Below are 24,470 nucleotides of genomic sequence, written 5' to 3'. Positions count from 1 at the left end.
CTCGGAACGTTCTGACGATAACCGATTGCGCTATTACAAGGGTGGGCAAAGCCAACGGGTCGCGCGAATGCGCACCCGATGACAGGCTCCGCGTGCCCACCATTCGCGCAACAATTCTGGGATAGATGGTGGGCACGGCGCTCTGCGCCTTTGCCCACCCTACGTGCAGCGCAGAGTGCTGCGGACGATAGTCTTACTGCGCCACGGTCCGGTTCGCAGTGGGCGGTGCAGATGCCGCTGTGCCGTCATCTTTGAGGCGCTGCAGCTCGTATCCCGCGGCGACATGTTCGATGTAGAGAAAAATGTCGAGGTCGCGCGTTTTCTGGAAGTAGCTCGCGGCGGTCTTCTTGTCGCCGGCGACGAGATAGTGTTGCCCGAGGTAAAAATATCCCTCGGCCAGCGCCATCTGGCGATCGTCGCCTTTTTTCTCATCCATCCGCTTCAGCAATTCTTCGGGCGACATCGATCCGGTCAGCATCGCCAGGGCAGGGCGGGGCCATTCGCCGTTCGATTCGGCTGCCGCACGCGTAATGATGGAATCCGGAACCTTCGCGCCGAGACGGCCGCCGATCGCCACCAGCCAGAGGTCGAGATAGGTTTTCGCTTCCTTGTCAGCCAGCTCGCTTGCCCTTGCGAGGTCCGACTGGGCGTTCTCCAGCCGGCCGGAATAAAGCCTGGCCAGGCCCCGCATGCGAAATATTTCGCTCTCCTGTGTGCCGAGCGATACGGCCTTCGAGTAATCGGCGATGCTCTTGTCGAACTGGCCGGCGTTGAAATAGTTGAACGCGCGGCATCCAAGGGTGCTTGGCGAGTTTGGCACGAGGCGAACGGCTTCATTGGCATCCTGCGCGGCTTCATCGAAGCGCTGCAGATCGCTCAGGGCATTGCTGCGAATGCAATGGGCGTCCGCCACGTCGGATGATGCAAGTTTGCCGTTCTTGATCGTTTCCGTCGTCTTGTCGATCAGCTCCTGCCTGAGCTTGCGGAGTCGTTGCGGGAGCTCGGCGGTGCCGGCTTCTTCCGTCGACTTGATCGATGACTTGCCGACGGCGAAAAAGCCGCCGATCGACTTGTTGGCCGCCCGCAGATCCTCGGCGTATTTCCCGGTGTCCTCGGCGTCCACGTGCGACCTCAATGCCGCAAGATCGACGGAAACCTTGGCCATGTTTCCTCGGAAATAGGATGAAACGGTATTGGTAAAGTACTTGTTCTTGATGGTTTCCGCGTGCGGGTCCGAGACCACGCTGACCGCCTCAGGGAATGTCATCTCGAAGGTGTAGGTGCCTTCGAACGGATATCCGGGAATCCGCAGCGGCGTCGTTCGGGTCGCCGTGGCCGGCGTGAGAAGGATATCCTTCAGATTTTCGGGGCTGAAATAGACGACCCAGTTGCCGCTCCGATCGACGGCGAGCTGCGGTACCTTGTAGGCGGCGGTGATCGAAAAGGTATTGTTGAGCCTATCGTCGGACACGGCGGGTTCGCCGGCCAGCGTTGCTCCGGGATAGCGGCGCTCCAGGCTGCTGCCCATCCACCGCAAGAACTGATCATGGGAGATGCGCTCGTGCGAAAGGCGCATCTGTTCGGCCTTGACCCCGTTCCAGACAATCCGGATCTGCAATTGGCCTGGCTCGCTGAAGCTCGAGAGCGTCGCGCGCTCCGCCGTGTCCTGGCGGACGAGTTCTGCGATGTTGGCGCTCGCGATCGTCGAGAGCTCGCTGGTCTCCGGCGCGACGATCAGTACCTGCGCGCCTTCGTGAGCCTGGCCCATGCGGTCAAGGCGTCCGTATTGTCCAAGCCGTGTCGGATCGAGATAGAAGCTGCTGCCCTCGACGGTAACCTGCACGATGGCGTGGTCGAAGAACTGGGCGCTCGGCAAGGTCCTCTCAAGTCCGCTCTTGCGTCCTTGCTGTAGCAGGACGGGCCTGCTTTGAATTCCAAGCTCGCGCAACAGGGCAATCAGCAGATACGATTTGTCCTTGCAGTCGCCATACCGCCGCCGCTGCACCTCATCGGGCGGAGCTGGCCGGTGCGAGCTTTCACCCATGGAAACGGAAAAGTAGCGGATGTTGGTCTGCACAAACTCGAGCGCGGCGCTCACCCGCGCCTGGTCGGAATCGAGCTTGCGGATCCGTTGCGCCGCCTCGTGAAGCTCGCTGCCGATCGAAATGGCCGGGAATAACGTGTTTGCCCAGTTGGCCACGTCGGCCCAGCTCGCGAATTCCGAAAACTGAAGAAAGCGGAAGGTGAAGAAGTCCGGGAGCGTCTGCTGCTCGCCGATCGTCTCCGGCAACGCACGTTGTTCAAATTCAATCCGGCGCATCCCGTCGCGGACGGTGTCGATTGGAACGACGGGCCGCGCCGGTCGGTCGCCGATCATGCGCCAGGCAATCTGCCGTTCAGCCGGATGGTTGAGGATGACCCGCCGCAGCAAGGTTGGAAAGGCCTGATCCCAGCCGGTGGAGGCGGTGTATTTCCCTGCAAACACCGGGTTCTGGCCGTGGATCGAATAGGAAACATCCAGCGTGTCGCCGGCCCGAAGATCGTCGATGAGGATCGAGGCGGTCACGCGGCCGCTATAGAGTCCCTGTTCAAGGGCTTGCTCGCGTTGCAGAAACCGAATCGTCGATGTTCCGGTCCGATCCAGCCGGTCCTGTCCGCGATGAATGTGGATAGCGTGCAGCTGAACGCGCTCATATTCCGGCGCAAACGAAATCGAAATGCGCCCTGCAGCCGTGAGCGACGCAGCGTCGTTGATGAGCGACGCCCGGCGGATGTAGACCACCGGCGTCTGGTTGACGAGATATTGGGTGTCCGCCAGTCGCACCACGACGGGCTGAGGATTGGTGACATCAGGAAGCGGCGCCGGGTCCACCCAGGACGGCGTCGGGTCGGACAACGTGAAAGCACTGCTGCCGAGCTGGACTTCTTTGACTTGATTGTCCGCATTCCGCTGTGCAGAGGCGTCGCAAGTAACCAGAATGCCCGTAAGCACGAGACACGTGCGGGCCAACTTCACAAGATGCATGATTCACCTCTGCCACTCAAAGGTTGTATAAATCATGGCTATATGCGGCGCAATGTAAGGGAAACAGGGGTTCGAGATTAATTCTTCCGCCGTCGAAGGGGGCGATGCGATCGAGCAGCTCTATCTGCTTTCCCGCTTTGACGTCGCTGCGATTTGTTGTCAAAACAGCCCGCTCTACCGTGCACAAGAACAATAACCTTGGGAGTGCCACCGATGATCATGGAAATGCGCGTCTATCGCTGTCTGCCGGGCCGCCTGCCGGCGCTGATGAAGCGCTTCGATACGCTGACGCTGAAACTGTGGGATAAGCACGGCATCAAGCAGGCCGGCTTCTACACCACGCTGATCGGCACCTCCAATCAGGAGCTGACCTATTTCGTCGCCTGGGAATCGCTTGCCGACCGCGAAAAGAAATGGACCGCATTCCAGTCCGATCCGGACTGGATCGCCGGCCGCGCCAAAAGCGAGGAAGACGGCCAGATCATCGACAACATCGTCAGCCAATTGCTGGTGCCGACGGCGTTCTCGGCGGTAAAATAGCCGTGGGTGCAACCCTGATATTCAGGGGTTAAACGGGGTTGATCCTGGGGTCGCGGACCGGCATGGTCCGCGCCGAATACAAAGGAAAATCCCTTGAACGCGAAATCCGAAGCAGCTCCGGTCGTCTCGGTCGGCCCCGTCAAATTTGGCAACGATCTGCCGATCTCGATCATCGCAGGTCCTTGCGCGCTCGAGAGCCGCGCGCACGCGCTTGAAGTGGCGGCCGCGCTGAAGGAGATCGCTGGACGTCTCGGAATAGGCCTCGTCTACAAGAGCTCCTTCGACAAGGCGAACCGTACCAGCCTCTCAGCCGGGCGCGGCGTCGGTCTCGCGCAGGCCCTGCCGATCTTCGCCGAGATTCGGTCCTCGCTCGGACTGCCCGTGCTGACCGACGTGCACGAGGCCTCGCAATGCGCGGAAGCCGCGCAGGCGGTCGATGTGCTGCAGATCCCGGCGTTCCTCTGCCGGCAGACTGATCTGCTGCTGGCAGCCGCGGCTACCGGCAAGGTCGTCAACGTCAAGAAGGGCCAGTTCCTGGCGCCATGGGAAATGACCAACGTCGTCACAAAAATCACCGGCGGCGGCAATCCCAACGTGCTGGTGACCGAGCGCGGCGCCTCGTTCGGCTACAACACGCTTGTCTCCGACATGCGCGCGCTGCCGATCATGGCGCAGACGACGGGCGCGCCCGTGATTTTCGACGCCACCCATTCGGTGCAACAACCCGGCGGGAAGGGCACCTCATCCGGCGGCCAGCGTGAATTCGTTCCCGTGCTGGCGCGCGCGGCGGTGGCGGTCGGCGTCGCCGGCGTATTCATCGAGACCCATCCCGATCCCGATCGCGCCCCATCGGATGGTCCCAACATGGTGCCGCTGCGCGAGTTCGAGGCGTTGGTGAAGCGGCTGATGGCGTTTGACGCGCTGGCCAAGAACGCTTCGTCGTGACCGCCGCCAGCGGCATGCCGCCGGCGCTCAATATCATTGCGCTCGCAACCTTTTCGGCGGCCCTTTCGGCCCGCGCGCTCGATCCGGTGTTGCCGCACGTGGCCGAGGATTTTTCGGTCAGCATCGCGACCGCCGCCAGTTTCGCCGCTGCCTTCGCCTTCACCTTTGCCATCATCCAGCCGGTGCTCGGCGCCTTCGCTGACGTTTTCGGCAAGGCGAGGCTGATGATCGTGGCGCTTACGCTGCTCGGCTTCGCCAACATTCTCGGCGCGATGGCGACCTCGTTTCCGCTGTTGTTCGCGAGCCGCATTCTGGCCGGCATCGGTTCGGGCGGCGTGTTTCCGATCGCGCTCGGACTGACCAGCGATCTCGTCGGTGCCGAAAAGCGTCAGATCGCGATCGGGCGTACGCTGGCCGGTGCCATGACCGGCAACCTGCTGGGAGCCACGGTGTCCGGCCTGATCGGCGATTTCCTCGGCTGGCGCGGCGTGCTGGCCGTGCTCGGGGCGATCGTCGTGGTGGCTTCGATCGTGGTCGCGATCGGGTTTCGCGGCGCGGCGCTGACCCATCCGCCTCGCACCAGCTTGTGGGCCCTCAAGCAGGGCTATCGCACGATTTTCACCAACCCGAACGCGCGCATCTGCTACTCGGCCGTCTTTATCGAAGGCTGCTGCGTGCTCGGCCTGTTTCCGTTCATTGCCTCGTTCCTGTTCGATCTCGGACAAACCTCGCTGTCGATCGCAGGCGTCGTCATCGCCGGCTTCGCGGTCGGCGGCCTCATCTATACCATGACGGTGTCGCGGCTGCTGCCGAAGATCGGCGTCAACGGGATGATCATCGGCGGCGCGGCGCTGGTCGGTGTGCAGCTCATGGCGGTCGCGTTGGGGCTGGATTGGAGATTGCAGCTACTCAATCTGGTCTTCATGGGCTGGGGTTTCTACATGATCCACGGCAGCCTGCAGGTATTCGCCAGCGAATTGTCGGCGGAAGCGCGGGCGACCGCGCTGTCGTTGCATGCGTTCTTTTTCTTCATGGGCCAGACCGTCGGCCCGATCGCCTACGGTTTTGGAATCCAGCATGCCGGCAAGGTGCCGACCTTGCTCACCGCGGGGGCGATAATGATCGCGCTGGGCTTCGTCTGCGCCAAACTCCTGCGCCAGACGCGGCCGGCGGATGCACCGTCGACGTAGCCTGTCTCAGCGTGCGTTCAATGCCGCCGACAACAGCTTCTCGGCCTGCCGGGTCGCTTCCGCAAAGGCCGCCTGTTTCGGCGCGCGTTCGGCGAAGCAGCTCTTGTAGGCGTCTTCGCCCTTCTGACGCAGATTTCCCAGCCTGTCGTATGCCTTGCGGTCGATCTTTCCTGCCCGGAGATCGTCGTCGGCCTGTTCGGCCTTCTGGTTGTAACCGGTCCGGACCGTGATGCAGGCCGGGACCGTCACCTCGGGTGAGATCGATCCGTAGGCGACATAGATCTTGCCGCCGGCGATCGCGGATACGAATACGTGGTCGGCGGCATCAGGTATTTCGGATTGCGTTCGCCCGGCCAGTATGGCGTAGGCGAAGCTTGTGCCGGCAGGTTTTACAATCGGCAGCGAATTGAAGTTGACGACGGCGGAGCCGCTCGACACCGCCTGTGTATAGAAACTTTCATCCTTCAGCGCGGCGCCGATCTGTTGCGGCACGTTCCTGGCGCCCTTGTCCCACCAGTCCTTGTGGGCGCGCAGCCATCGTTCGAACAGCGTCTGCGTCGCGACGATGATGTGCGCCTTGGGTTCGACATACTTGCCGTCGGTGCCGTCCTGGCCTGCCTTCTCACCGTTCTTCCCGAGCAGGGCGTCGAAGCGCAGGCCGTCGAGCATGCCAAAGCCTTCGTCGCCCTTGGCGAAGGTGTCGATGTGCAGCCTGGCCGGGCCAAAGCCCTCGCGCGCGGACTCGTTGAGAATGGCGCGCATCTGCGCCCCGAGATCGGCGCTCGCCGCGTCCTCGGCCTTCCGCGCGGCATCGTCTGCGTTACCGGCATCGTAGATGGCCGAGATCTTGTCGATCGCCGCATCGCGCGCCGCGATGTAGCGATCCTCAGCCGATTTTGACGGTGGCGCGGCTGATACGTTCGAGATCGTTGCGGCGAGACAGAGAGGGACGAGAAGCCGGAGGACGGCAGAGGGAGCTTTGTTCATGTGCGGTGGTCGGTCATACCGGCTTTCGGGTTCAAGCAGCGGAGGTAAGGCTGGGCGCTATCAGCAAAAATTTTGCTGCCCATCAGAATTTCAAAGTCGCAATTCCGGGGCGCACGGGCCAATTTTGCTTCGTGATCTCAACGGGCGTCGGCGCTTCGTCGGATGCCACGCCGCAACTGGGAGCGAGGCCAAGTTGAACAGGTTCAGGGCCATCATGTTCGACGTCGACGGAACCATGGCGGAGACAGAGGAATTCCATCGACGCGCATTCAATGAAGCGTTCAGCCATTTCGACCTGCCCTGGAGCTGGGATGTCGCAACCTACGGCAAGCTGCTACGGATCGCAGGCGGAAGAGAGCGTATCCGGTATTTTTGGGAGTCGTTCTCCGAGGATCGCTTCGATCTGTCGGATAGCCGCATCAACGAACTGCATCGCTTCAAGACGCGCCGATATGCGGAACTGGTCGGCAGCGGCGCCTGCGGACTGCGACCGGGAGTAGCCGACCTGATCCGTCGAGCCCGCAACGCGCGGCTGCGGCTGGCAATCGTGACCACCACGTCGCGGGACAATATCGGCGCATTACTGAGCCAAAATCTGGGACCAGATTGGAATCGGAATTTCGACGTGATCGTTTCGGGAGACGAGGCGCCGAACAAAAAGCCGGCACCGGACGCCTATCACGCGGCGCTCGACACTCTTGGTGTGCCTGCCGCGTCTTGTCTAGCCATCGAGGACTCTCGCAACGGTCTGGTTGCAGCGGTCTCCGCCGGCGTCCCCGTCCTGATTACGCGCAGCCTGTACTTTCGAGACGAGGATTTCACGGGCGCTGCCAGCGTCACGGATGATCTGACCGATTTGCCCGACGACTTCTGGTTCGATCCCGGCCCTTGATCCCATTGGTCGAGCGGACTAGGTCGCGCTCCATTCGATCACCGCATCAATAAACTCCTGCGGCGGCAGATATCCGTGTGCAACGACATAATGGAGCACGAGCAAAGGAGCCACATAAATGATCCCGGCGGCGCTCGCGACACGAATCTCGCCATTTCCCAGCGTTCGAGCCGCAGGGTCGAGCATGCGTATCCTGCCAGGCGACACGGTCTTTGCCGGTTTTGGACAAAATTCGCAGAAATGCCAGCCGCGGGTGAGATTGACTGGCGAGGCGATCAATCGCTCAACTGCGCGAACCAGTTGTTCGTCGGGGATGCCAACGGGGAACGCCTGAGCGGCGGACAGCCAGCCTACGTTCAGCACGTTTGGTTGAGGTTCGGTCTGCCCGTACTCATACGGCGTGAGATCGGGGAAGTACATGCTATCGAGTCCAACGCTTACCGGTCCGCGCTGATCATGCTTCCTGCTTGACGGTCTGTCTCATCCTCGTCCGCGATAGGGCGCGACGCCCTGGTCGGGGACCCACATGTCTTTCGGCAGTTTGCCGGTCTGCCAGAACACGTCGATCGGGATGCCGCCGCGCGGATACCAGTAGCCGCCGATGCGCAGCCATTTCGGCTTGATCTCGGCCGCGATCCGCTTGCCGATCATCACCGTGCAATCCTCGTGAAAGGCGCCGTGATTGCGAAAGCTCGCGACATAGAGTTTCAGCGATTTGGACTCCAGCAGCCATTGCCCCGGCACGTAGTCGATCACGAGATGCGCGAAATCCGGCTGGCCCGTCACCGGGCAGATCGAGGTGAATTCCGGTGCGGTGAAGCGGACCAGATAATTGGTGCCGGCTTGCGGATTGGGCACGCGGTCGAGCTTTGCCTTTTCCGGGCTATCCGGCCATTCCACGGCGCGGCCGAGCTGCAATGATGCCGGCAATGACTTCTGCGATGATTTCTTGGCCATCATGATCGTCCTGTTGCGAGGGCTGACATGGACGCAACAAGCGTGGCCGTCAACTGTCAGCGCGAGGCGGGGTCGGCGAGAAACTTCACCAGCGCCTGCCGTTCGGCGGCGTTCTCGATGCCGCGCATCGACATCCATAATCCCGGAAACATCGCCGCGGGGTCGGCAAGGAAGGTCTCCAGTCGCTTCGCATCCCAGCGCAAGCCTTCGTCGCGCGCCTTGCGCAGCACCGGCGAGTAGTCGAAGCCGGCATCGCTGCCGACCGCGCGACCAATCAGGCCCGAGAGATTGGGGCCGGGCAGGTTGCGCTCGGCCGGATCGAGGCTATGGCAGGCGCGGCAGGGGGTGAACGCCTGCGCGCCGTCTTCGGCCGCATGGGCGGAAGCGGACAGGAGGAGAGACAGCAGCAGAACGCCGAGTGACTTCACGCAGGCGCGACCGTCTGGATCATCACAAGCCGGTCATTGCCGGATTCGCCGCCCCAGGTTTCGCCGGGTCGGCCGTCGAGTTGGCGCACATTCGCGCCCGCTTTGTCGCTCGGGAATGCGGTGAACTTTTCGGTCACGGGGTCGAAGCGCACAATTGCGTTCGCGCCGAAATCGGTGACCCAGACCTTGTCCTTGTCGTCGACATAGACTGCATAGGTGCGGGGATTGCTGCCCGGCAGTTTCCACGCCTTCCAGGAGCCGTCGGCGGGATCGTGCATCGACACGTTGCCGCTGTTCCACTCGCTGACCCAGATCCGGCCCTTGGAATCCGACCACACCCGCCGCGCGCCCTGGCTCGGCGTCGGCGGCTCCACCACGGTCGCGTTGCCGGTCGCCGGATCGATTTTGGCGATGTGGTTGCCGGCGAGCGAGGCGTACCAGATGTCGCCCTTCGGCGTGATGGTCATGCCGTAGGTACCGCGGCCGCGCGGCGATTTGAACACGGTCATGTCGCCCGATTTCGGATCGAGCCGGCCATGGATGCCGGACTGGCCGGTGAACCAGTAGATGCCGTTCTTGTCGAACACGGCCGTGTTGAGATTGGCGTATGCCTCCTTTTCGGGCAGGCGGAACAGCGTCACCTTGTGATCTCCGGGATCGACGCGCGCGATTGCGTTCTGGCCGCCCTCGGTGACCCAGGGCGCGCCATCCGGGCCGATGATCACGCCATGGGGCGCTGCGCCCTTGCCGAGGTCGACCAGCTTGTAGGAGCCATCGCGTGGATCGAGACGGCCCAGCGTGCCGTTGCGCTGGCCGCAGAACCAGATCGTACCGTCGGGGGCGGGGGTGGTGTCGCGCGAGCCCATGCCCGCGGCGACCGGATAATATTTGACGCGGAACGGGCCTTCCTGGGCGGCGGCCCTTCGCGAGAGGGCGGGCGCGGCAAGGATTCCAATGACGGCGGTTCCAAGAAACTGGCGGCGATTCATTGCGTTACCCCGGCTTGTGAACGTGAAGGTTTGGACGCCGATATCAACCTTGGATCAGTCTATCCTGACGGGTTTTGGCCGTCCGGAAAAGGCCGGCGGTCAAGCGTTCACATTTGCTTGCTTGCCGTGTAAGACGCCCCCGAAACCGGACCATCCACTCCCAGGAAAGTGCAGACATGACCGCCATCGTCGACATCATTGGCCGTGAAATTCTCGATAGCCGTGGCAACCCCACCGTTGAAGTCGATGTCGTGCTGGAAGACGGCTCGATCGGCCGCGCGGCGGTGCCGTCGGGCGCCTCCACCGGCGCGCATGAGGCGGTTGAACTCAGGGACGGCGACAAGAAGCGCTATCTCGGCAAGGGCGTGCAGAAGGCGGTTGAGGCCGTCAACGGTGAAATTTTCGAGGCGCTCAGCGATCAGGCGGTCGAGGACCAGGTCCATATCGACCAGATCATGATCGATCTCGACGGCACCCCGAACAAGAGCCGGCTGGGCGCCAACGCCATCCTCGGCGTCTCGCTGGCCTGCGCCAAGGCGGCGGCCGAATCCTTCGACATGCCGCTCTATCGCTATGTCGGCGGCACCTCGGCGCGGACCTTGCCGGTGCCGATGATGAACATCATCAATGGCGGCGTGCACGCCGACAACCCGATCGACTTCCAGGAATTCATGATCCTGCCGGTGGGCGCTGCAAGTTTCGCCGAAGCGCTGCGCTGTGGCGCGGAAATCTTCCACACGCTGAAGAGCGAGTTGAAGAAGGCGGGACACAACACCAACGTCGGCGACGAGGGCGGCTTTGCGCCAAACCTGCCGTCGGCGGATGCCGCCCTTGAATTCGTCGTCAGCGCGATCGGCAAGGCCGGATACAAGGCCGGCAGCGACGTGATGCTCGGGCTGGATTGCGCCGCGACCGAATTCTTCAAGGACGGCAATTACGTCTATGGCGGCGAGAACAAGACCCGCTCGCGCTCCGAGCAGGCGAAATATCTCGCCGATCTGGTCTCGCGCTACCCGATCGTCACCATCGAGGACGGCATGTCCGAAGACGACATGGAAGGCTGGAAGGAATTGACCGACCTGATCGGCAAGAAGTGCCAGCTCGTCGGCGACGACCTGTTCGTCACCAACGTCACCCGCCTGGCTGACGGCATCAAGAACGGCCGCGCCAATTCGATCCTGATCAAGGTCAATCAGATCGGCACGCTGACGGAGACACTCGCCGCCGTCGAGCTGGCGCACAAATACGGCTATACCTCCGTGATGTCGCACCGTTCCGGCGAGACCGAGGATTCCACCATCGCCGACCTCGCGGTCGCCACCAATTGCGGCCAGATCAAAACCGGCTCGCTGGCGCGCTCCGACCGCACTGCCAAGTACAACCAGCTTCTGCGCATCGAGCAGCAGCTCGGCAAGCAGGCGAAATATGCCGGCAAGTCGGCCTTGAAGGCCTTGGCGTAACGCGCCAGCGCATCCAGATAGAACGAGCACCAGGGGAGGGACTACGATGAGTGACGGCAACAGCGGGCTTCAACTGCGTACACTGCTCAAGAAGAGCGGCGAACTCGAATTGTCGCTGGCGAACGTCCCGACGCCTGAGCCGGCCGACGACGAAGTCGTGGTCCGGGTCGAGGCGACGCCGATCAACCCGTCCGATCTCGGGCTCCTGATCGGCCCGGCCGACATGTCGACCGCCAAGGAGTCCGGCAGCAAGGACGCGCCCGTCGTCACCGCGAAGATGCCCGATGCGGCGATGCGGATGATGGCGGCGCGGCTCGATCAGTCGCTTCCCGCGGGCAATGAAGGCGCCGGCGTCGTGATCCGGACCGGCTCCTCGGACGCCGCCAAGGCGCTGATGGGCAAGACCGTCTCGATGATCGGCGGCGCGATGTACACGCAGTACCGCACCATCAAGGTGCGGGACGTGATGGAATTGCCTGAGGGCACCACGCCCGCCGACGGCGCGTCATGGTTCGTCAATCCGCTGACTGCGCTCGGCATGACCGAGACCATGCGGCGCGAAAATCACAAGGCCCTGGTGCACACCGCCGCCGCCTCGAACCTCGGCCAGATGCTCAACAAGATCTGCATCAAGGACGGCATCGGCCTCGTCAACATCGTGCGCAGCAAGGAGCAGGCCGATATCCTGCACAATATCGGCGCCAAATATGTCGTCGATTCCACCGCGCCGACCTTCATGGAAGACCTCACCAATGCGCTGGTCGAGACCGGCGCGACCATCGCCTTCGACGCCATCGGCGGCGGCAAGCTCGCCAGCCAGATCCTCACCGCCATGGAGGTGGCCGCCAACAAGACCGCCAAGGAGTACAGCCGCTACGGCTCCAACGTGTACAAGCAGGTCTATATCTACGGCAGCCTCGACAACCGCCCGACCGAGCTGAGCCGCGCCTTCGGTCTGACCTGGGGCGTCGGCGGCTGGCTGTTGACGCCGTTCCTTCAGAAGATCGGCCCGGCCGAAATCGGCCGCCTGCGCCAGCGCGTGGCCTCCGAACTCAAGACCACGTTTGCCAGCCACTACACGCAGGTGGTGTCGCTGCAGGAGACGCTGCAGCTTTCCAATATCGCCGTCTACAACAAGCGCTCCACCGGCGAGAAATTCCTGATCAACCCGAACAAGGGTTGATGCTGCTGCGCTTCTCTAACCATCAATAAAACAGGCCGCCCGAGAGGACGGCCTGTTTTGCATTGTGCGCATGTCGACGAGCGCAGATGCGCAAGTACTGAGCTAAAATAAGATCGCGAAACTACCGTTGCGATTTCGATCCGGCGTCCGTCGACTTTCGTTTCGGATGGAGCGTTCGCGCGGAATGCGCGGCAGCTTCCTCGCGTTCGACGGCGCGCCTGATCCTTTGCAGTTCCAGATAGGCCTTCGCAACGTCAAAACGAGCCCTTGGCGTTTCCGCCGACATTCGATCTTCCATGACAGCCCCTTCCCGTGATGGCGCGCACGCTAACACTGTTGCCGGGGCAACGTATGTACAATCTAAGACGTANGAACTACTGGGTTCCATCGGTGGAACTCCTGAATTTCAGATGATGGTGGTCANCCCTGACGCCGTGACATCGCCGCCAACAGAGCGGCTCGCGTTGCCTGACGGTCGAGGATTTTAGTCCTGGCGGCCCGCGGCGGTGACGCCGGCTTCCGAACCGATCGCGTGGCCCGGGGGAGAGTAGCCAAATCTTGACCGGACGGAGTGCGGCCGAACCTGTAAAGGTCATTTCATGCACTTGCATCTTTCCGGCGATCTGACGTAAGGGAAGGAGCAGACGCTTTCACTCCAACAGGGATATCCAATGGCTACGCATACCATCGTCACGATCGTCGGCTCGCTCCGCAAGGAGAGCTTTTCGCTCAAGCTCGCCAACGCGCTCGCCAAGCTGGCGCCCGCGTCCCTCAAGCTCGACGTGACTACGCTCGAAAGCATTTCCTTTTTCAACCAGGACCTCGAAGCCAATCCCCCCGCCGACTGGCTGGCGTTCCGCGAAAAGCTGCAGAAGTCGAACGGTGTGCTGTTCGTGACGCCGGAATACAACCGCTCGATCCCCGGCGTCCTGAAGAACGCCATCGACGTCGCCTCGCGCCCCTACGGCAAGAGTTCGTTCCTCGGCAAGCCGATCGGTATCGTCGGCAACGCGCCCGGCGCGCTCGGTGGCGTCAGCGCCGTCAAGCATCTGCAGAACATCCTGCCCGGCATTGCCGGCCCGATCCTCGGCCAGCCCGAAATCTATTTGAACGGCATCGGCGACGCCTTTGACGACAAGGGCCAGCTGACCAAGGAATCGGTGCAGAAACTGCTGCAGCAATATCTCGACGCGTTTGCGGCTTTCATCGAGAAGCAGAACAGGTAATTTCTCTCTCAGNGTCGCGCGAATGCGCGCCCGATGACAGGCTCCGCGACGAAGCAATCCATCCATCCGTTATGCTGAGCTATGGATTGCTTCGCTGCGCTCGCAATGACGTGGCGGCATTTGTGCCCGCTTCTTTAGGAATCCATTAACCGGACCATCGCATCTTGGCGCATGGTCTCCCGCACCCGATTGAAATCCATCCTGACCGGCCTCGCCCTCTATACGGTGGCGGCGCTGATGGTCGGCTATTTCGGCGTCAACGCCTATACCGGCAAATACGGTCTGAATGCGCGCCAGGAGCTCGATCAGGAGATCATCGCGCTCACCTCGGAGCTGGCGCGGCTGAAGTGGGAGCGGGCAGAGGGTGAGCAGCGGGTATCGCTGCTGCGCTCCGACCGGGTCGACCCCGACATGCTGGACGAGCGCGCACGCTTCCAGCTCGACTACGCCAATCCACGCGACCTGATCCGGACCATCAAGCCGAACTGATTTTCAAGCCGCTGTCATCGTCAGCGCAATTGTCGGCACGATACTTCCGTCTCCGTCCGCAAATTTCAAAAAACTGCAAAATCAATTTCGAAAATGTCCCGCCACGTTGCAGTGCGGCATAGCAATATTTTCTCCAGCGCACGCAATCCTTTCACGGCGGTTTGAGTTGGGATAGAGAGGGCTGATCCCGTCTCTCTTCTCACCCCCGGAATTGCCATGGCTGCACCCAAGAAAAGCGTCGTCGCGAAGGAAGCTGGACAGGAGAAGGCAAACGAGTCCCCACCTGAATTCACCAAGGCGCAGGAATTGGCTGCGCTGCGGGACATGCTGCTGATCCGCCGCTTCGAGGAGAAGGCCGGCCAGCTCTACGGCATGGGTGCGATCGGCGGTTTCTGCCACCTCTATATCGGCCAGGAAGCGGTCGTGGTCGGGATGCAGATGGCCCTGAAGCAGGGCGATCAGGTCATAACTGGATACCGCGATCACGGCCACATGCTGGCCTGCGGGATGTCCGCAAACGGCGTCATGGCCGAGCTCACCGGCCGCCGCGGCGGCTATTCCAAGGGCAAGGGTGGCTCCATGCACATGTTCAGCATGGAGAAGAATTTCTACGGCGGCCACGGCATCGTCGGCGCCCAGGTCTCGCTCGGCACCGGCCTTGCGTTCGCCAACCGTTATCGCGGCAATGACAACGTCGCGCTCGCCTATTTCGGCGATGGCGCCGCCAACCAGGGCCAGGTCTACGAAAGCTTCAACATGGCGGAGCTGTGGAAGCTCCCGGTGATTTTCGTGATCGAGAACAACCGCTACGCCATGGGCACCTCGGTATCGCGCGCTTCGGCGCAGTCCGATTTCTCCAAGCGGGGCGCTTCCTTCAACATCCCCGGCAAGCAGGTCGACGGCATGGACGTCCGCGCGGTCAAGGCCGCCGCGGACGAGGCGGTCGCCTGGTGCCGCGCCGGCAACGGTCCCTTTATCCTGGAGATGCAGACCTATCGCTACCGCGGCCACTCGATGTCGGACCCCGCGAAATATCGCACCCGCGAGGAGGTCGAGAAAGTCCGCCACGACTCCGACCCGATCGAGCAGGTGCGTAGCCGCCTGCTGGCTGCCAAGGTCACCGAGGAAGAATTGAAGAAGATCGACGCCGAGGTCCGCGAGATCGTCAATGCGTCCGCCGATTTCGCCCAGCGCGATCCCGAGCCCGATGTGTCCGAACTCTGGACCGACATCTACCGCTAAGCGCAAGCCCCAAAAGTATCCGGAGCTACCATGCCGATTCAAGTACTGATGCCTGCGCTGTCGCCCACGATGGAAAAGGGCAACCTCGCCAAGTGGCTGAAGAAGGAAGGCGAGACCATCAAGTCGGGCGATGTCATCGCCGAGATCGAGACCGACAAGGCGACAATGGAGGTCGAGGCGACCGATGAGGGCACGCTCGGCAAGATCCTGATTCCGGAAGGTACCGCCGACGTCGCGGTGAATACGCCGATCGCGATGATCCTCGCCGACGGCGAGAACGCCGCCGAACTCTCGAAGGCACCGGCGGCGCCCGCTGCCAAGGCCGCGGAATCAGCGCCTCCCGCAGAAGCCAAGGCGGAAGCGCCGCAGCCCAAGGCCGCACATCATCCGACAGCGCCGGCGTCCGTCAGCGAACCGGAGCCGGAAGTGCCGGCCGGGACCGAATTCGTCACCCAGACCATCCGCGAAGCGTTGCGCGATGCGATGGCCGAAGAAATGCGCCGCGACGGCGACGTCTTCATCATGGGCGAGGAAGTCGCGGAATATCAGGGCGCCTACAAGGTCACCCACGGCCTGCTGCAGGAGTTCGGCGCCCGGCGCGTGATCGATACACCGATCACCGAGCACGGCTTTGCCGGTGTCGGCGTCGGTGCGGCGATGACGGGGCTGAAGCCGATCGTCGAATTCATGACCTTCAACTTCGCCATGCAGGCGATCGACCAGATCATCAACTCCGCGGCGAAGACGCTGTACATGTCCGGCGGCCAGATGGGCTGCTCGATCGTGTTCCGCGGCCCGAACGGCGCGGCTGCCCGCGTCGCCGCCCAACACAGCCAGGACTATTCGGCCTGGTACTCGCAGATCCCGGGGTTGAAGGTGGTCGCGCCGTTCTCGGCCGCCGACTACAAGGGACTGCTCAAGGCCGCGATCCGCGATCCCAACCCGGTCATCTTCCTCGAAAACGAGGTGCTCTATGGCCACACCGGCGAAGTGCCGAAGCTCGACGACTATGTCGTGCCGATCGGCAAGGCGCGCGTGGTACGCAAGGGCAAGGACGTCACCATCGTCTCCTGGTCGATGGGCATGACCTATGCGCTCAAGGCCGCGGAAGAACTCGCCAAGGAGGGCATTGAGGCCGAGGTGATCGACCTGCGCACGCTGCGTCCGATGGATACCGAAACGATCATCGCCTCGGTGCAGAAGACCGGCCGCGCGGTGACGGTGGAGGAGGGCTGGCAGCAGTCCGGCGTCGGCGCCGAGATCGCCGCCCGCATCATGGAGCACGCGTTCGACTATCTCGACGCACCGGTGGCGCGGGTCTCGGGCAAGGACGTGCCGATGCCCTATGCAGCCAATCTCGAAAAGCTGGCTTTGCCGTCGGTCGCCGAGGTGGTCGCGGCCGCCAAGGCCGTTTCCTATCGGTAAGCCCAGATGGCCGGTCCCAGCGAACAGCCATTGCCGCCCGACGTCATCGGCCGCGACGACGCCGTCGAGGTTTTGCGGGCGTTCGTCGTCGATGGCGGGCTCTCGATCGCGTTCCAGCGCGCCTTCGAGGAGCCTGACATGTGGGGCCTGATGCTGGTCGATATCGCCCGCCACGCAGCCCGCGCCTATGCGCGCGAGAGCGGCTACACCGAGGACGAGGCGCTCGCGCGCATCGTCGATATGTTCGAAGCCGAAATCAACCGGCCGACCGACACGGGTTCCACCACGCCGCGGTCGCAACAAGGTCACTGACAATGCCGATCAACATTTTGATGCCCGCGCTGTCGCCCACGATGGAAAAGGGCAACCTTGCCAAGTGGCTCAAGAAAGAGGGCGACAAGGTCAAGTCCGGCGACGTGATCGCGGAGATCGAGACCGACAAGGCGACCATGGAAGTCGAGGCGGTCGACGAGGGCACGATCGCCAAGATCCTGGTGCCGGAGGGCACGCAGGACGTCCCGGTCAACGACGTGATCGCGGTGATGGCCGGTGACGGCGAGGACGTGAAGGCGGCGAGTGCCGGAGCAGGCGCCGCGCCCGCAGCGAAGCCCGCCGAAGCACCGAAGCCCGCTGCTGCCGCGCCTGCCGCCACACCAGCGCCTGCACCGGCTGCAGCGCCCGCGCCTCAGGCGGCGGCCGCGCCCGCCAAGGGCAACGGGCACGCTCGCATCTTCTCATCGCCTCTGGCCCGCCGTCTTGCCAAGGACGCCGGCATCGATCTTTCGCGCATCACCGGCTCCGGCCCGCATGGCCGCGTCGTCGCGCGCGACGTCGAGGACGCGAAATCCGGCAAGGGCCTGAAGGCGCCGGCAGCTGCGCCTGCGGCGGGCCCAAGCCTCGCGCCGTCCATGTCGGACAAGCAGATCCTGGCGCTGTTCGAAGAGGGCTCCTACGAGGTCGTGCCGCACGACGGCATGCGCCGCACCATCGCGCAGCGGCTCACCGCCTCGGTGCAGACGGTGCCGGTGTTCTATCTGACGATGGACTGCGACATCGGCAAGCTGCTCGTGGCCCGCGAGGAGATCAACGCGGCCGCGCCGAAGGACAAGGAAAAGAAGCCGGCCTACAAGCTCTCGGTCAACGACTTCGTCATCAAGGCGATGGCGGTCGCGCTGCAGAAGATTCCGAACTGCAACGTGAGCTGGACCGAAGGCGGCATGCTCAAGCACAAGCATTCCGACATTGGCGTCGCCGTGGCGATGCCGGGCGGCCTGATCACGCCGATCATCCGCAAGGCGGAGACCAAGACGCTCTCGACGATCTCGTCCGAGATGAAGGATTTTGCGGCGCGTGCGCGCGCGCGCAAGCTGAAGCCGGAAGAGTATCAGGGCGGCACCACCGCGGTGTCCAACCTCGGCATGTACGGCATCAACCACTTCACCGCCGTGATCAATCCGCCACATGCGACGATCCTCGCCGTTGGCACCAGCGAGGAGCGCCCCGTGGTCCGCGATGGCAAGATCGAGATTGCGCAGATGATGAGCGTGACGCTGTCCTGCGATCACCGCGCCATCGACGGCGCGCTCGGCGCCGAGCTGATCGGCGCGTTCAAGCAGTTGATCGAAAATCCCGTCATGATGATGGTGTGATCGGCGCGCCAGGGGGCAACATTGAATGTCCGGACACGCTGGCCATGGATATCGATGCTGCTCACGGCCGCCGTCGCGCTCAATCCCGTCGGGATCGACTTTCTTCGCTCTGCCTTCTTCGCCGGCGAACAGCTGGCGCGGAACATCGCCCAGCCGATCGTCCTGACCGCGATGGCGATCCTCGGCCTGATCGGCGCGCTCGAATGGCTGGTCAGGCTGTTTATTATCAATCGCCGCGCGCGCGGCGGAACAACTGCGTGAGTTGAACGGGAGCCGCCATGGCCGACACATCCTTCGACGTCATCATCATCGGCTCCGGGCCCGGCGGCTACGTCACCGCGATCCGCTCGGCCCAACTCGGTTTCAAGACCGCCATCATCGAGAAATCCTATCTCGGCGGCATCTGCCTGAACTGGGGCTGCATCCCGACCAAGGCGCTTTTGCGCTCGGCCGAAATCTTTCATTACATGCAGCACGCCAAGGATTACGGCCTTTCCGCCGAAAAAGTTTCGTTCGATCCGAAGGCCGTGGTGCAGCGCTCGCGCGGCGTCTCGAAGCGGCTCAATGATGGCGTCGGCTTCCTGATGAAGAAGAACAAGGTCACCGTGATCTGGGGCGACGCCTCGATCGATGCGCCCGGCAAGGTCAGCGTGAAGAAGTCCGCCGTCGAGGCGCCGAAGGGCGCGCTGGGCGAGGGCGCCTACCAGGCCAAGCACATCATCATCGCCACCGGCGCGCGGCCGCGCGTGCTGCCGGGGCTCGAGCCCGACAAGAAGCTGGTCTGGACCTATTTCGAGGCGATGGTGCCGGACCGGATGCCGAAATCGCTGCTGGTGGTCGGCTCCGGCGCAATCGGCATCGAGTTCGCCTCGTTCTTCCACACCATGGGCGCCGACGTTACCGTGGTCGAGGTGCTGCCGCAGATTCTACCGGTCGAGGACGCCGAGATCGCGGGGCTGGCGCGCAAGCGCTTCGAGAAGATGGGCATCAAGATCCTCAGCGACACCAAGGTGACAAAGCTGGAGAAGAAGGCCGACAGCGTCGTTGCCACCATTGACGACGGCAAGAAGCCGCAGACGGTCGAGTTCGAACGGGTGATCTCCGCGGTCGGCGTGGTCGGCAATGTCGAGGGCCTCGGGTTGGAGAAGGTCGGCGTCAAGACCGACCGCGGCGTTGTCGTGATCGACGGCTACGGCAAGACCAACGTCCCCGGCATCTACGCCATCGGCGACGTCGCAGGTCCCCCGATGCTCGCCCACAAGGCCGAGCACGAAGGCGTGGTCTGCATCGAGGCAATCAAGGGCCTGCACCCGCACCCCATGGACAAGAACCTCATCCCCGGCTGTACCTATTGCCATCCGCAGGTCGCGTCGGTGGGCCTGACGGAAGCGAAGGCGAAAGAGGGCGGCCGCGAAATCCGCGTCGGCCGCTTCCCCTTCGTCGGCAACGGCAAGGCGATCGCGCTTGGCGAGGATCAGGGCCTGGTCAAGGTGATCTTCGACAAGAAGACCGGGCAACTGCTCGGTGCGCACATGATCGGCGCCGAAGTGACCGAATTGATTCAGGGCTACGTCGTCGCGATGAATCTGGAAACCACCGAGGAAGAGCTGATGCATACCGTCTTCCCGCATCCGACGCTGTCGGAGATGATGAAGGAAGCCGTGCTGGATGCTTACGGGCGGGTCCTCAATATCTAGCGTAATCCTCACAATGGCGACGTGGGACGATTGGTCGGAAGCCGGCGCCAATATCCTGGCGCCTGAATTGCTAGCCAAGGTTCAGTATATCCTGGAACGCGAGCCGATTATTCTGGAGCACCGATTGTACGCGGGGAGTTCTGCTCCGCTACGATTGGTCTTCGACGAATACGACGATTTTCTGCGCCACCTGAAGTCCCGCGCCCGTCCCGGCGATCATATTCTTATTTGGGGGTACTCCAGCCTGTGCAGGAACGATAACATCGCCATAGATGCAAAATACCCGGATGATGCTGGCCGGACCCCGCGCGGCGGCTCTTACTGAAGATCAAACTGCAACATCACATCACCACGAAAGAACAGTTGTGAAAGACAACGACAACCTCACCATCGAACGCCCGACCTTCGTGACCCATCTCGAATGCGCGATGGAGGGCGACCGCTATGAAGCCGACCAGATCCACAACCTCTCCAAGGCAGGCAAGCCGCTCTTGGTGAGCTACGATCTCGCCGGCGTGAAGAAGGCGCTGACCAAGGAAGCCCTCGCACAGCGTCCCACCGACATGTGGCGCTATCGCGAACTGCTGCCGGTGCGGAAGGTTAGCGACATCGTCAGCCTCGGCGAAGTCATGACGCCGCTGATCCGGCTGCCAAAGCTTGCGAAGAAGCTCGGCGGCGGGGAGATCATCGTCAAGGACGAAGGCCGGTTGCCGACCGGTTCGTTCAAGGCCCGCGGCCTCGTGATGGCGGTGTCGATGGGCAAGGCACTTGGCATCAGGCACATGGCGATGCCGACCAACGGCAATGCCGGCGCGGCGCTCGCGGCCTATGCCACGTCCTGTGGCATCAAGACCACGATCTTCTGCCCGGCCGATACGCCCGAGGTGAACGTCAGCGAGATCGAGCTGCAGGGCGCCACCGTCTATCGCGTCAACGGCCTGATCGACGATTGCGGCAAGATCGTCGGCGAGGGCAAGGCCAAGGCCGGCTGGTTCGACACCTCGACGCTGAAGGAGCCGTACCGGATCGAAGGCAAGAAGACGATGGGCCTCGAGCTCGCCGAGCAGCTCGGCTGGGAGATGCCCGACGTGATCTTCTATCCGACCGGCGGCGGCACCGGCCTGATCGGCATGTGGAAGGCGTTCGCCGAGCTGGAAACGATCGGCTTCATCGGCTCGAAGCGTCCGCGGATGGTGGCGGTGCAGGCGTCCGGCTGCGCGCCGATGGTGCGTGCTTTTGAAGCAGGCACCGAGCACGCGCCGCGCTGGGAAGACGCCCACACCATCGCGTCGGGCATCCGCGTGCCGCAGGCGGTCGGAGATTTTCTGATCCTGCGCGCGATGCGCGAGAGCAAGGGATTTGCGATTGCGGTCCCGGATGAGAAGATTTCTGCTGCGCTCAACGAAGTCGCGCGCGAGGAAGGGCTGCTGCTGTGTCCGGAGGGGGCGGCGACCTATGCCGCCTATCAGCAAAGCCTCGCCGAGGGCCGCGTGACGAAAAATGATCGCGTCATGCTGTTCAATTGCGCGACGGGGCTTAAATATCCGCTGCCGCCGGTCACGCGCACGCTCGATCGACACAAGCCGATCGACTACGCTAGCCTCTAGGCCGTCATTGCGAGCGCAGCGAAGCAATCCATCGGGCGACACCGGAAGAATGGATTGCTTCGTCGCAAGAGCTCCTCGCAATGACGACGATGAGGCGTTTGAGGGAGGACGTGATGCGTAGGGTTGTTTGGGCCGTATTAGTCGTATTGTTGGCATTTGCTGGCCAGGCAGCCGCACAGAATTTTCCATCGCGTCCCCTGACCATCATCGTGCCGTTCTCCGCCGGCGGTCCCTCGGATGCGATGGCGCGGATACTGGCCGAGCGAATGAAGGTCACGCTCGGCGAGCAGCTCCTGGTCGAGAACGTGACGGGGGCAGGCGGTTCGGTCGGCGTCGGCCGCGCGGTGCGCTCGCCACCTGACGGCTACACCATTAGCTTCGGCCATCTCGGCACCCATGTCGCCAACGGCGCGATCTACAAGCTCGGCTACGATCTCGTCACCGATCTGGAGCCGGTCGCGCTGCTGCCGAGCAACCCGATGATCATCGTCAGCAAGAAGGCGGTTCCGGCAACGTCGCTGAAGGAATTTCTCGCCTGGCTGAAGGCGCAGCCGGCGCCGGCGACCGCGGGCACGGCAGGCGCTGGCTCCGGCAGTCATATCGCCGGGCTCTATTTCGAGAGCGTCGCCGGCATCAAGCTGCAATACGTGCCCTACCGCGGCACGGGCCCCGCGATGAACGATCTCGTCGCCGGCCAGATCGATCTGATTGTCGACCAGACCTCGAACTCGATCGGGCAGGTACGCGCCGGCAACATCCGTGCCTACGCCATCACGGATTCCAAGCGCGTCGAATCCGCCTCCGACATCCCGACCGTGGACGAGGCGGGACTGCCGGGATTTCACATGACGCTGTGGTCCGGCCTCTGGGTCCCGAAGGACACGCCCAAGGACGTCGTCGCTAAGCTGAATGCCGCGACCGTCGATGCGCTAAGCGACCCGGCCGTGCGCAAGCAACTCGAGAATCTCGGCCTGCAGATCCCGCCCAAGGACAAGCTGACGCCCGAAGCGCTCGGCGCCTGGCAGAAGGCCGAGATCGCAAAGTGGTGGCCGATGATCAAGGCCGCCAATGTGAAGGTGGATTGAATGGCCGAAACCGGATAGCCGCATTTCCGAGATTTCCCCCTAACCGGACACGCCAAAATCGGCGCCAATGACCGGGAACGGGCATTCCGGGCGATATGAACTTGGTGGCCCCTGGCTGCGACGCGACCTGCATCCTTTGATCGTCCCTTGTGGCACCGGCTCGCGGGGGGGGCTCGTTGACCGGCGAGCGGTAGATCTGTGGGACGCCGCGCGATTTTCTTTGTCTTGGGTTGCGCGGCAGAGGTATCGTCCAGGGCATGTCAATGACCGCGAAAGCGCTTTTGCTCCGACTGCTTACCCTGCTGTTCGGTGTGACGCTGATGGCATCGCTCGCCGTGGCCGAAAGCCCCATGAAGGGGGCCGACTTTTTGCGTGTCGTCGCGGATCAAATGCATCAGCTGCAGATCGTGAAGGTCGGGACTTATGCGTTCCGCGCACAAACGTCGGCAATCGGTCAGATCGGATACAATGAGGATGCCAGCACGATCGTTCTGACGCCATTCTCCGGCCGGATTACCCGTCTGATTGCCAGGCTCGGCGATCAAGTCAAGAAGGGTGATCCGCTGCTGGAAATCGACAGCCCTGAGCAATTTGTCCTGCAGAACGACTTCATCGCGGCGCAGGCTGTAAAACGCAAAGCGAACTCTCAACACAATTTGGCACAAATCGTCGAGAAGCGCGTTCGCGACCTTCACGAGGGCAAGGCTGCACCGTCCAAGGATTTGCAGCAGGCCGAGGCGCAGCTCGTCAGCGCCGAAAATGACCTGCGATCGGCTGATTCGGCGTTCGAGGCCGCCCGCGCCCGCCTGCGGATCCTCGGCCGTACCGACGCGGAAATTTCGAAACTCGAGGAGACCGGCACGCTCAGCCGCGTGACCACGATCACGGCACCAATCGGTGGCACCGTCGTCTCACGCAAGGTAGGGCCCGGACAGCATGTCAAAGCCGATTCGGGGGACGCCCTGTATACGATCGCCGATCTCTCGACGATGTGGTTGAAGGCCCAGATCTTCGAGCAGGATATCGTGCGGGTACGTATCGGCCAGGAGATCGAGGCCAGGGTTTCTGCTGTGCCGGGCAGGATCTTCAAAGCCCGCATCAACGCCATCAACGCGGCTTCAGACTTGACGACGCGCCGTGTTGTCGTCCGATCCGAGATCGAGAATGCCGACGGTCTGCTCAAGGCCGAGATGTTCGCCATGTTCAAGATCAGCATCGATGATGGATCGACGAGCCCGGCGGTGCCGACGGACGCGGTGATCCGCGAGGGGGACGTTGCCGCCGTCTGGGTCGAGACCGAGCCAAGGCTGTTCAAACGCCGCGTGGTCGACATCGGTATCCAGCAGGACGGTTTGACGCAGATTCGCAGCGGTCTCGATCTCGGAGAATTGGTGGTCGCGCGAGGGGCGATCTTCGTTGACAACGAGTGGCGCCAATGACTCGGCGGTACGGGG

At 62.7% G+C, this 24,470-nt stretch carries 24 protein-coding genes; 18 read left to right on the top strand and 6 right to left on the bottom strand.

Features of this window, described 5'->3' with window-relative positions; all coding sequences use genetic code 11:
- Positions 1–193 precede the first annotated feature (193 nt).
- Positions 194–2,896 carry a DUF3857 domain-containing protein gene (locus tag CQ14_RS31920; protein WP_245320674.1) on the bottom strand — a complete coding sequence of 901 codons (2,703 nt, stop codon included), beginning with the start codon at positions 2,894–2,896 and terminating at the stop codon, positions 194–196.
- Positions 2,897–3,238: 342 nt separating this feature from the next.
- On the opposite strand from CQ14_RS31920, the gene CQ14_RS31915 reads away from it, so the two are divergent.
- From CQ14_RS31915 to CQ14_RS31905, 3 genes are all read left to right on the top strand, one after another.
- Complete coding sequence (locus CQ14_RS31915; RefSeq protein ID WP_057861765.1) at positions 3,239–3,565, top strand: NIPSNAP family protein; 327 nt, start codon at positions 3,239–3,241, stop codon at positions 3,563–3,565.
- A gap of 93 nt (positions 3,566–3,658) precedes the next feature.
- Positions 3,659–4,510 (top strand): 3-deoxy-8-phosphooctulonate synthase, encoded by an 852-nt coding sequence (gene kdsA / locus CQ14_RS31910; protein ID WP_057861764.1) that lies wholly within the window; start codon positions 3,659–3,661, stop codon positions 4,508–4,510.
- A 14-nt stretch (positions 4,511–4,524) separates the two neighbouring features.
- Complete coding sequence (locus CQ14_RS31905) at positions 4,525–5,700, top strand: MFS transporter (RefSeq protein WP_057861782.1); 1,176 nt, start codon at positions 4,525–4,527, stop codon at positions 5,698–5,700.
- A gap of 6 nt (positions 5,701–5,706) precedes the next feature.
- On the opposite strand, the gene CQ14_RS31900 is transcribed toward CQ14_RS31905, so the two are convergent.
- On the bottom strand, positions 5,707–6,687 hold the full coding sequence (locus tag CQ14_RS31900) for a hypothetical protein (RefSeq protein ID WP_057861763.1): 981 nt from the start codon (positions 6,685–6,687) through the stop codon (positions 5,707–5,709).
- A 214-nt stretch (positions 6,688–6,901) separates the two neighbouring features.
- On the opposite strand from CQ14_RS31900, the gene CQ14_RS31895 reads away from it, so the two are divergent.
- Positions 6,902–7,579, top strand: a complete 678-nt coding sequence (locus CQ14_RS31895) for an HAD-IA family hydrolase (RefSeq protein ID WP_245320672.1) — start codon at positions 6,902–6,904, stop codon at positions 7,577–7,579.
- An 18-nt stretch (positions 7,580–7,597) separates the two neighbouring features.
- On the opposite strand, the gene CQ14_RS44025 is transcribed toward CQ14_RS31895, so the two are convergent.
- Genes CQ14_RS44025 through CQ14_RS31875 form a run of 4 tightly spaced genes read right to left on the bottom strand, consistent with a single transcriptional unit; the run spans position 7,598 to position 9,953 of the window.
- The gene (locus CQ14_RS44025; RefSeq protein ID WP_063800452.1) at positions 7,598–7,999 is read right to left on the bottom strand and encodes a DUF7919 family protein; all 402 of its coding nucleotides are present in this window, start codon (positions 7,997–7,999) and stop codon (positions 7,598–7,600) included.
- A 60-nt stretch (positions 8,000–8,059) separates the two neighbouring features.
- A complete protein-coding gene (gene queF, locus CQ14_RS31885) occupies positions 8,060–8,536 on the bottom strand; it encodes a preQ(1) synthase (RefSeq protein WP_057861781.1) in 477 nt (158 codons plus the stop codon).
- A gap of 56 nt (positions 8,537–8,592) precedes the next feature.
- The gene (locus CQ14_RS31880; RefSeq protein WP_057861760.1) at positions 8,593–8,964 is read right to left on the bottom strand and encodes a c-type cytochrome; all 372 of its coding nucleotides are present in this window, start codon (positions 8,962–8,964) and stop codon (positions 8,593–8,595) included.
- A complete protein-coding gene (locus tag CQ14_RS31875; RefSeq protein WP_057861759.1) occupies positions 8,961–9,953 on the bottom strand; it encodes a Vgb family protein in 993 nt (330 codons plus the stop codon). Before CQ14_RS31875 ends, CQ14_RS31880 begins: the two co-directional genes overlap by 4 nt.
- A gap of 176 nt (positions 9,954–10,129) precedes the next feature.
- Here CQ14_RS31875 and eno point away from each other — a divergent pair, with 176 nt between their 5' ends.
- The 14 genes from eno (at position 10,130) to CQ14_RS31805 (ending at position 24,455) form a co-directional block, all read left to right on the top strand.
- The gene (gene eno, locus CQ14_RS31870) at positions 10,130–11,413 is read left to right on the top strand and encodes a phosphopyruvate hydratase (RefSeq protein WP_057861758.1); all 1,284 of its coding nucleotides are present in this window, start codon (positions 10,130–10,132) and stop codon (positions 11,411–11,413) included.
- Positions 11,414–11,459: 46 nt separating this feature from the next.
- The gene (locus CQ14_RS31865; RefSeq protein WP_057861757.1) at positions 11,460–12,596 is read left to right on the top strand and encodes a zinc-binding dehydrogenase; all 1,137 of its coding nucleotides are present in this window, start codon (positions 11,460–11,462) and stop codon (positions 12,594–12,596) included.
- A 671-nt stretch (positions 12,597–13,267) separates the two neighbouring features.
- The gene (locus tag CQ14_RS31860; protein WP_057861756.1) at positions 13,268–13,822 is read left to right on the top strand and encodes an NADPH-dependent FMN reductase; all 555 of its coding nucleotides are present in this window, start codon (positions 13,268–13,270) and stop codon (positions 13,820–13,822) included.
- A 171-nt stretch (positions 13,823–13,993) separates the two neighbouring features.
- On the top strand, positions 13,994–14,311 hold the full coding sequence (locus CQ14_RS31855; RefSeq protein WP_057861755.1) for an FtsB family cell division protein: 318 nt from the start codon (positions 13,994–13,996) through the stop codon (positions 14,309–14,311).
- Positions 14,312–14,527: 216 nt separating this feature from the next.
- Positions 14,528–15,553: a pyruvate dehydrogenase (acetyl-transferring) E1 component subunit alpha gene (gene pdhA / locus CQ14_RS31850; RefSeq protein WP_057861754.1), complete on the top strand. Its 1,026-nt coding sequence runs from the start codon at positions 14,528–14,530 to the stop codon at positions 15,551–15,553.
- A 30-nt stretch (positions 15,554–15,583) separates the two neighbouring features.
- Complete coding sequence (locus tag CQ14_RS31845; RefSeq protein ID WP_057861753.1) at positions 15,584–16,978, top strand: pyruvate dehydrogenase complex E1 component subunit beta; 1,395 nt, start codon at positions 15,584–15,586, stop codon at positions 16,976–16,978.
- A gap of 6 nt (positions 16,979–16,984) precedes the next feature.
- Positions 16,985–17,290 (top strand): DUF5076 domain-containing protein, encoded by a 306-nt coding sequence (locus tag CQ14_RS31840; RefSeq protein ID WP_057861752.1) that lies wholly within the window; start codon positions 16,985–16,987, stop codon positions 17,288–17,290.
- A gap of 2 nt (positions 17,291–17,292) precedes the next feature.
- A complete protein-coding gene (locus CQ14_RS31835) occupies positions 17,293–18,627 on the top strand; it encodes a pyruvate dehydrogenase complex dihydrolipoamide acetyltransferase (RefSeq protein WP_057861751.1) in 1,335 nt (444 codons plus the stop codon).
- A gap of 54 nt (positions 18,628–18,681) precedes the next feature.
- Positions 18,682–18,888, top strand: coding sequence for a hypothetical protein (locus tag CQ14_RS31830; protein WP_057861750.1), 207 nt, complete (start codon positions 18,682–18,684; stop codon positions 18,886–18,888).
- Between the two features lie 17 nt (positions 18,889–18,905).
- Positions 18,906–20,324, top strand: coding sequence for a dihydrolipoyl dehydrogenase (gene lpdA, locus CQ14_RS31825; protein WP_057861749.1), 1,419 nt, complete (start codon positions 18,906–18,908; stop codon positions 20,322–20,324).
- A 13-nt stretch (positions 20,325–20,337) separates the two neighbouring features.
- Positions 20,338–20,649: a hypothetical protein gene (locus tag CQ14_RS31820; RefSeq protein WP_057861748.1), complete on the top strand. Its 312-nt coding sequence runs from the start codon at positions 20,338–20,340 to the stop codon at positions 20,647–20,649.
- A 40-nt stretch (positions 20,650–20,689) separates the two neighbouring features.
- Positions 20,690–21,931 carry a threonine synthase gene (locus CQ14_RS31815; protein ID WP_057861747.1) on the top strand — a complete coding sequence of 414 codons (1,242 nt, stop codon included), beginning with the start codon at positions 20,690–20,692 and terminating at the stop codon, positions 21,929–21,931.
- A 113-nt stretch (positions 21,932–22,044) separates the two neighbouring features.
- A complete protein-coding gene (locus CQ14_RS31810) occupies positions 22,045–23,016 on the top strand; it encodes a tripartite tricarboxylate transporter substrate binding protein BugD (RefSeq protein WP_057861780.1) in 972 nt (323 codons plus the stop codon).
- 263 nt (positions 23,017–23,279) lie between these two features.
- The gene (locus tag CQ14_RS31805; protein ID WP_057861746.1) at positions 23,280–24,455 is read left to right on the top strand and encodes an efflux RND transporter periplasmic adaptor subunit; all 1,176 of its coding nucleotides are present in this window, start codon (positions 23,280–23,282) and stop codon (positions 24,453–24,455) included.
- Positions 24,456–24,470: the final 15 nt, after the last annotated feature.

The sequence above is a fragment of the Bradyrhizobium lablabi genome (genome assembly GCF_001440475.1).
Classification (GTDB): domain Bacteria; phylum Pseudomonadota; class Alphaproteobacteria; order Rhizobiales; family Xanthobacteraceae; genus Bradyrhizobium; species Bradyrhizobium lablabi.
Note: the sequence above shows the minus strand (reverse complement) of the source record. Positions and strands in the feature narration are given on the sequence as shown.